The 256-nt window shown below is 67.6% G+C and carries 1 protein-coding gene; it reads left to right on the top strand.

Translation table 11 applies throughout. From position 1 onward, the window contains the following. Window positions 1-256: hypothetical protein (locus PROPJV5_RS12640; protein WP_182858719.1), on the top strand; the 256-nt coding region annotated here is incomplete at both ends.

Genomic DNA, 256 nt, shown 5'->3' with positions numbered 1-256 from the left:
TGGCCCCAGTACCGTGGCTACACGGACCCGGCCGATGATTTCCTGGAAAGCTGCAAGACCATCTTCTCCGGCGCGGTCACCGAGCTGACCGTGCCCTGGCAGGAATTAGTGGTCGCTTTCTTCATCGCGAGCCCCGCCGAGTGCAAGATCAGGGCCCTGGCCGACGGCGGCGAGATCACGGGCTGGCCTGCCGGCCGGTATGCCGAGGAACTCGCAGCGGCCGCCGGGACATGGCATGCCCGGGCATACCGGGACG

The sequence above is a fragment of the Propionibacterium ruminifibrarum genome, from assembly GCF_900289195.1.
Classification (GTDB): Bacteria; Actinomycetota; Actinomycetes; order Propionibacteriales; family Propionibacteriaceae; genus Propionibacterium; species Propionibacterium ruminifibrarum.
This window is presented reverse-complemented; position numbering and strand designations above follow the sequence as displayed.